We start from the raw sequence: 8,456 nt of genomic DNA, 5'->3' as shown, positions 1-8,456 counted from the left end.
TTTGCTAAGCCTCCCCAATATGCCTGAGCATTCATCAATACATTTGTTGGATTTCCATCTGCATCAACGCCTGAAACTTCAATTCCATTTTCGCGGTGTTCTAAAGTATTTTCAGTAATACCTTTAGCAGTTAATGCACCTTTAGTTGCATTCATTACATCTCCACCAATTTTTCCATCAATCAATGCTCTAACATTAAAACGCTTAATTGAGAAAGTGTTTAACCATCCGAAAGTTGCATCAGGCGTAAAGTTACCTAACTCAACCCGCTCATTTCCTGGCAGGAAGCCATTATTACCAAGTTGATATTCTCCATCTACTTTATCCGGCATACCCATGATCACACCATAACCGTTTTTACCTTTATTGGCTACAATCTGTACACCACCTACAATATTGCCCAAATCTGCTAATACCTGAGTATCCAGACCTTCAGCCAGTTCCTTCACTTCAGTAGTATTTTTTGCCAATGTCAGCGTTGTTTCCCATTCAAAAGAACCAGTTCTAACAGGTACACCTCCAAGTGACATCTCAAAACCGCTGTTTACAACGTCACCACCATTCAAATATTTGTTTACATATCCGGTTGCTGATGATACTTTAGTTGTGAATAACTGATTTTTGGTTGATTGAGAATAGTAATTAAAATCAGCAAATAAACGACTATTAAATGCTCTGAAATCAACACCAAATTCAATAGAACCTGTTCTTTCAGGCTTCAAATCTGGTACACCAGGAGTTCCATCAACATCCATTAATGGAATACCGTTATGATCTAATAGTGGATTAACCCCAAATGTTGTTGCAAGACGGTATGGATCAGAATCATTACCTACCTCAGCGTAACCAATGCGAACTTTTAGTAGGTTTATGTTATCCATTTCAACCACTTCATTAATTAGAATACTTGTCGAAACAGCCGGATAGAAATATGAGCGGTTTTCTTTTGGAAGTGTTGAACTCCAATCATTACGGAAAGAAGCATCTAAATATAAGAAGTTCCTGTAACCTAAGTTAAGTGTTGCATAGGCAGAATTAACCTGCTTCTCGTAAATATTATAACTCGCGTTTTTGTTTAAATAGTTTTGAATATTCCAGAAACCATTTGAAATAACATCATCACCCCTGTTATAAGTTACCTGACTTTGGTTTTTCATGATGTTACCACCCAAATTAAGACCAAAATCTAATTCTCCAAACCTCTTATTATAACTTAAAAGTGCATCAATATTTGTTTCACGACGTTTGTACTGATTCATAATCCACTGACCAGTACTGTTCTGTTTGTGACCAATATTATATCGTTCCTCAATTGAATTGTCAGTATAATCAGTACCAGCTCTTACAAAACCGGACAAATTTTCCGTCAGATCAAAGTCTAATTTAACGAAACCAATCAAACGATCCTTTTTATTAATCATATCGTCATGAAGCGTTGTCCAATACGGATTCATTTGCGTTCCTATAAATGGATCATTTGGTGTATTGTTATAGTTATACTTCTTAAGTTCGTTAAGCTCTGTATTACGAGGTAAAGTAAATAAGCCATAAATAGCATTACTACTACCTTCTCCTAACCAGGTTCCTCCTTCAATTTCCTGGTTGATATAATTAGCTTTCGCATCAACGCGCAACCATTTTGCCAGTTCATACTGCGTTCTGATATTAAAATTGTGACGGTGTTGCTCATTACCTGGAACAATACCATTTCCATACAAATTAGTATATGAAAAACGTGATGAACCTTTGTCACTTCCTTTAGTCAGTGCAATGGTATTTGTGGATTTAAATCCGGTTTCAAAGAAATCTTTAATATTATCCGGTTGTGGTGAATAAGTTAGATTTTCCTGGAAACCACTCCATGATGGTAAACTCTGACCTTCCATTACGGGCCCCCAGCTATCATCAGTAACTGTTGTTGAATAAGTTGGAACATTGTTTACATAGCTACCTTGACCATATTTATTCTGAACTTTTGGTAAATATTGATCTGTAACAACATCAAACATATTAGAACTTGAAATCTCAACACCCAAGCCTTGACCTTTAGTGCCTGATTTAGTAGTTATAATAATAGCACCATTTTGAGCGCGAGAACCATATAAAGCAGCAGCATTAGGCCCTTTAAGAACAGTTACACTTTCAATATCATCAGGGTTAATATCCATTGATCCTGAACCAAAGTCTTTCCTATCCCAAACACCACTTGCATCTTCTACAGTAGAATTATTTACAGGCACTCCATCAACTACATAAAGTGGTTGATTATTACCTGAGATAGAGCTATTACCTCGAAGAACAACACGATTAGACGAACCTAAACCACCTTGCGAGGATCCTAAGTCTAACCCTGCAACTTTACCTTGCATAGAACTTAATACATCACTACCGGCAGCAGCTTGTATTTCTTCACTATCAACTTTTGACACACCATAACCTAAGGATTTCTCCTCACGTTTAATGCCTAAGGCAGTTACTACGACCCCTTCCATTTCAATGGCATCCGGCTCTAAGGTAATATTTACTGTAGTTTGACCACCAACAGTTATTTCCTGAGTTTTCATACCAACAAATGAGAAAGCAACTACAGCACCGGATGGAGCTGTTATAGTGTAGTTACCGTCTATATCAGTAATGGTACCATTGGTTGTACCTTTCTGTATTACGGAAGCACCCGGTATTGGCATTCCGTCTTCGGTACCTGTTACTGTACCGCTAATAGTCACATCCTGGGCAAAGGCTATACCTACTGATAAAAGTAGCATAACCACTCCCATGAGTCCTCTCTGAAACCAGTTAAATCTTCTTTTCATAAAGAATTTGATTTTGGAATTAGTTAACATGTTATTTAAATAAATGTGAGAAGTAGCAACAGTGTTAGCATAAGTATTAAAAGCACGATAAGAACGCTTCGTATTAATAAATACCGGCGTGCTTCAAGCTTTATACCCGATGGTTTATCTCTATTGCTTATTGTCAATTTCATACAGGCAAATCTATCTGACACTTACGTGGAAGAGTTAAACCAATGTTGTAAATGATAGAACTTTTAACGGTGTAGTTGTACAATTGTGTCAGCATTGTACTATTGTTGTATTTTACTAATAATAAGACTTTAAAAGGTGTTTACCACGACGAGTGTTGATCACATATTTCAATGGTTCAAGAAGGAATTTTAATATATGTATTAGATAAATTAAGTATACCAAATTCAATTCTGAAGCTCGTTTATTAATTCAACCTATATATTATCTAAGCACATTATACATTCACAATTTTAGCAGATGATTACCTACACCAATTAACAATGTTTCTTAGATTGAAAAGACTCTTGGTAAATTATTCATGAGAGCGCTTATTTCTATATAGCACGTAAATCCTCTCGCTTTGTTAACGGAAGTTAAACCTTAGGCATCTCATATTCAATTACTATTGCATTTCCCTTAGTTAAAAACTCATTAATGTATAAAAATGTTAATCGTCGGAAACGCTTCCGCAAAAAGAAAGCGCTTTCGGTATCGTTCCCGTTAATTGATTCTTGCCTTGAAATAATGAGATGATTTATTTGCAAACAAATGTTAACAATAGTTACAAATAACTAATGGTTGATGTTGGTGTGATTTTCACTTCATTAACATTATTAATCTAAAAAATCTATGAAAAAATCTGTTATCGTTTTTTTCCTGTTGTTATCCTACCTGTGTGTGCATGCACAAAGCAGATCAATAACAGGACGTGTCACCGATGCCAATGATGATCCTATACCAGGCGTCAACGTATTGGTGAGAGGAACAACAAATGGCACCATTTCCGGATCTGATGGTGACTATTCGATTCACGCTAATGAAAATGATTCGTTGCAGTTTAGCTTTATCGGTATGCAAACTCAGGTAATAGCCGTTAAAAGTAAAAACGTGATAAATGTTATTTTACGCGAGGATGTTTCGCAATTTGGTGAAGTTACTGTGGTAGGCTTCGGTACTCAAAAGAAAGAAAGTGTAATGGCTTCTATTGAGACTGTAAAACCGGCTGAGCTGAAGGTTCCTTCAAGTAACTTATCTACAGCTTTGGCAGGCCGTATGTCTGGTTTAATTTCTTATCAGAGAACGGGTGAACCTGGTGAAGATGACGCCTCTTTCTTTATTCGGGGTGTCACTTCATTTAGTTATGCAGCCGGACCACTCATTTTGATTGATGGCGTTGAATCTACCACCCAAGACTTAGCAGCAATGCAACCTGATGACATTGAATCATTCTCAATTATGAAAGATGCTGCTGCAACAGCGGTATATGGAGCTCGTGGAGGTAATGGTGTAATCTTGATTAAAACCAAAAGTGGTACTGAAGGTAAGCTAAAGGTTAATGTGCGCCATGAGCAATCATTTAGTACAGCAACACAAAGAGTTGAATTGGCCGATCCAATTGAATACATGGAATTGCACAATGAGGCCACACTTTCACGAGATCCATTAGCGGCTCGTTATTACAGCTTAGAAAAAATTGATAATACCAAACAAGGTGTTAACCCTTATGTATATCCAGCTAATGATTGGTATAGAATGTTATTTAACGACTGGGTACGTAACTCCAGAACTAACTTTAGCTTAAGTGGAGGATCACCAAAAGTTAAGTATTACTTAGCAGGTACATTTAACGAGGATAATGGTAACTTAAAAGTTGCTGATGTCAATGACTTTAATAATAACATTAAAATCAAAAACTACATTCTTCGTTCAAACATCGATTTGAAACTAACGAAAACCACAGATGCTACAATTCGGTTCGTTGGTAATTTCAAAGATTATACTGGTCCACTGGAAGGCGGTAGTGCAATGTATCAAATGGTATTACATACGGATCCGGTTGCATATCCTGCTTATTTTGAAAAACACCACAGTGAATCCGAAAGAGATCACATACTTTTTGGAAACGACCCATATGTGGATTTTGACAACCCATACGCTGAATTAGTAAAGGGTTACAAAGAGTATGACCAAACAAGCATTAAAACACAAATTGAAATTAATCAGGATCTTGGTTTCTTAATGGAAGGTCTAACTGCACGAGCGTTATTCGCCACTGACCGCTACTCATATTTTGATGCTAAACGTCAATATGAACCCTACTATTACTATGTACAGCCAGGCAGTTATAACATACATGATGACACATTTATTCTAATGCCTAAAAATCCGGATGACGGAACAGAATGGCTTAATTATCAACCATCCGATCAACAAACAACAACTAAAAACTACTATGAGTTATCGACCAATTATCTGCGAACATTCGGCGGCAAACATGATATTAGTGCCATGCTTGTTGCAACGCGCAGTGAATACATTGAACCAGGTAGTAACCTGATAGCTTCACTGCCACATAGAAATATTGGTTATGCCGGTCGTTTCACTTACGGTTTGTCAAAAAAATACTTCACTGAATTTAATTTTGGATTAAATGGAAGTGAACGATTTGCTCAAAAAAACAGGTGGGGTTTCTTTCCTTCAATTGGTTTAGGTTATCTAATATCCAATGAAGACTGGTGGGGCGGTCTTTTAAGAAGTGTCTTTACATCGCTTAAGTTGAAAGCTACCTATGGTTTATCCGGTACCGATGCCATTGGTTCAGAAACTGACAGGTTCTTTTATCTCTCAAACATTAATCTTGATGAATCTGCAAAAGGCTACGCATGGGGAGAATTTGGTGACGTTTATTCTACAGGAGTTGCCATGTCAAGATATCCTAATGATGAAATAACATGGGAAACCAGCCGGAAAATGAATCTGGGTATTGAAGCTGATATATTCAGAGATTTTCATTTAATGGCTGATTACTATACAGAACATCGAACCGATATATTGATGAGTCGGGTCAATGTACCATCCACTATGGGACTGTTAACTACACCGGTCGCAAATGTTGGTGAAGCCAAGGGCTATGGTGTTGATGTTTCATTAGACTACAATCACTCCTGGGCCAGTGGCTTATGGTTGAGTCTGCGCGGTAATTTCACCTATGCTGTGAGTGAGTTTGAATATTATGAAGATGTTAATCGCGAACAAACACCATGGCTTGACAAAACAGGTCAACCAACAAAACAAAGCTGGGGATATATAGCTGAAAGACTATTTGTTGATGAAGCAGATGTTGCTAACAGTCCTCAGCAATTATTTAGTGATTACGGTCCGGGGGATATCAAATATCGGGATATTAATGGTGATGGTAAGATTACATTTGATGATCAGGTTCCCATTGGACATCCAACACATCCTGAAATTATTTATGGATTTGGTTTCAGTGCAGGATTTAAGGGTTTTGATGTATCATGTTTCTTCCAGGGCCTGGCTAATGAGAGTTTTTTCATTAACGCAAGTGCCATTCAACCGTTTGTTACTGGTGGATATGAAATTAAAGACAATGTTTATCGATATGGTAAAAACGCCTTGTTAGATGTCATTGCAAACGATCACTGGTCTGCCGATAATCCTGATCCCTATGCATTTTGGCCAAAACTAACTGATGAACGTAACATCAACAACGAAGTCAGAAGTACCTGGTGGATGAGAGATGGTGCATTTTTACGATTAAAATCTCTGGAGGTAGGTTATACAATTCCTTATTCAGTCACTCAAAAAGTCAGACTTAATAATGTGCGTTTCTATGCAACCGGTTCTAACCTGCTAACATTTAGCAATTTTAAGATGTGGGACCCGGAGATGGCTGATAATGGTTTTGGCTATCCGATACAGAAGGTTTTTAATGTTGGTGTTCAAATAGGATTATAATTATGAAGAAGCATATTTTAATATTATTAGTAAGCTATTTGGCTTTTGGCTGTCAAGATTATCTTGACGTTGTGCCTGATAATGTGGCGACTTTAGATCATGCATTTAAAGATCGCACTACGACGATGAAATATTTAGCAACCTGCTATAGTTACATTCCCTTCTTTGATCAACTGAGAAGTAATGTCAATCAAGCGGCAAGCGATGAATTTTATGTAGATCCTAATCCGTTTTATGGTGATATAAGTAACCAGTATGGTACGCTTTACAGGAAAGGCTTACAAACAGCCGATGCTCCATACTTTTCGGTATGGGACAACATGTATGATGGAATCAGGGATTGTAACATATTTATTGACCGCGTACCGGATGTAACAGCCGATCTTCCTGAACATGAAAAAAGACAGTGGATTGCAGAAGTAAAAGTGCTTAAAGCATTTTATCATTTTAACTTAATGCGAAACTACGGACCAATTCCTGTGATAAGAGAAAACTTAGCAGTTGATGTACCAATTGAGGAGATGAGAGTTTACAGAGAGCCGATTGATGATGTTGTTGAATATTTAGTAGCACTCATTGATGAGGCGATGCCCGACTTACCACTTAATGCAGAGAATGTTTCAACCGACTTAGGGCACATAAATCAGGTGGTGGCTGCAACAATAAAGGCTGAAATTCTGCTTACTTCAGCAAGTCCATTGTATAATGGTAATGACTCCTATACAGGTTTTACCAACCCCGATGGAACACAATTGGTGAGCACTACTTATAGTCAGGAAAAATGGACGAAAGCAGCGCAAGCAAGTAAGACTGCCCTTGATCTTGCATTGGATGCCGGACACCAGTTTTATCAAATATTTGATTACACAGATATTTCCGATACCACAAGGATAATTTTGAATCGAAAGCAGTGCGTAATGGAACGTTGGAATAAGGAACAAATATTCGCACGTTTTACGTATAGTACGTATAATGTACAAACGGTCACTCCATATTTTCACAAAAACTTCCATGATTTTGCACCATTTGAAACCTTTATCGCTCCAACTTTAGCAACCACTGAATTTTTCTACAGTAAAAACGGAGTGCCAATTGATGAAGATAAAACATACGATTATCAGAATCGATTTAAGATTGGATTTGTACCTGCTGACCATACTTATTATGCATTGCCGAACTATGAAACAATGCAAATACACATGAATCGTGAAGCACGCTATTATGCAAACTTAGCATTTGACGGATGCAGGTGGTTTGGAAATGGGCGCTACAAGGAAATAGGACGAGGAAGCAATGCCGATGAAGAAAGCTATATTTTCAGAATGAAAGCGAAAGAGAATATGGGTAAAGTTGCAAGTATTCGTAATTCTCCCACCGGCCTATATTGTAGAAAACTGGTGCATGTAAAATCGGTTTACAATGATGCAAACAGCAGAGTGACTTATAGCGGTACATTTGCTGCATACAGGTTGGCAGAATTATACTTAATGTATGCCGAAGCTTTAAATGAAAGTTTAGTTGCGCCAACTGAAGAGGTCTATGCAGCAGTTGATGCAGTTCGAGCTGAAGCAGGATTAAATGGTGTTATTGAAAGTTGGACTAACTTCAGTAAGTTTCCTGATAAGGTCACAACTAAAGAAGGAATGCGCGAAATCATTCAGCATGAGCGTA

The 8,456-nt window shown here is 37.5% G+C and carries 3 protein-coding genes; 2 read left to right on the top strand and 1 reads right to left on the bottom strand.

Annotated elements, in window-relative coordinates:
- Nucleotides 1–2,813: SusC/RagA family TonB-linked outer membrane protein (locus tag AC4MRQ_RS23630; RefSeq protein WP_491200197.1), on the bottom strand; the 2,813-nt coding region annotated here is incomplete at its 3' end.
- 843 nt (nt 2,814–3,656) lie between these two features.
- Here AC4MRQ_RS23630 and AC4MRQ_RS23625 point away from each other — a divergent pair.
- Both AC4MRQ_RS23625 and AC4MRQ_RS23620 read left to right on the top strand, forming a co-directional pair.
- The gene (locus tag AC4MRQ_RS23625) at nt 3,657–6,785 is read left to right on the top strand and encodes a SusC/RagA family TonB-linked outer membrane protein (protein WP_491200196.1); all 3,129 of its coding nucleotides are present in this window, start codon (nt 3,657–3,659) and stop codon (nt 6,783–6,785) included.
- Between the two features lie 2 nt (nt 6,786–6,787).
- Nucleotides 6,788–8,456 (top strand): RagB/SusD family nutrient uptake outer membrane protein (locus AC4MRQ_RS23620; protein ID WP_491200195.1); only part of this gene is annotated, 1,669 nt, incomplete at its 3' end.

This window comes from Carboxylicivirga sp. (assembly GCF_982718395.1).
This window is presented reverse-complemented; position numbering and strand designations above follow the sequence as displayed.

Bases quoted from the DNA above. Each gene is read 5' to 3' on its own strand.
- AC4MRQ_RS23625 (WP_491200196.1), top strand. From the start codon at position 3,657: ATGAAAAAATCTGTTATCGTTTTTTTCCTGTTGTTATCCTACCTGTGT.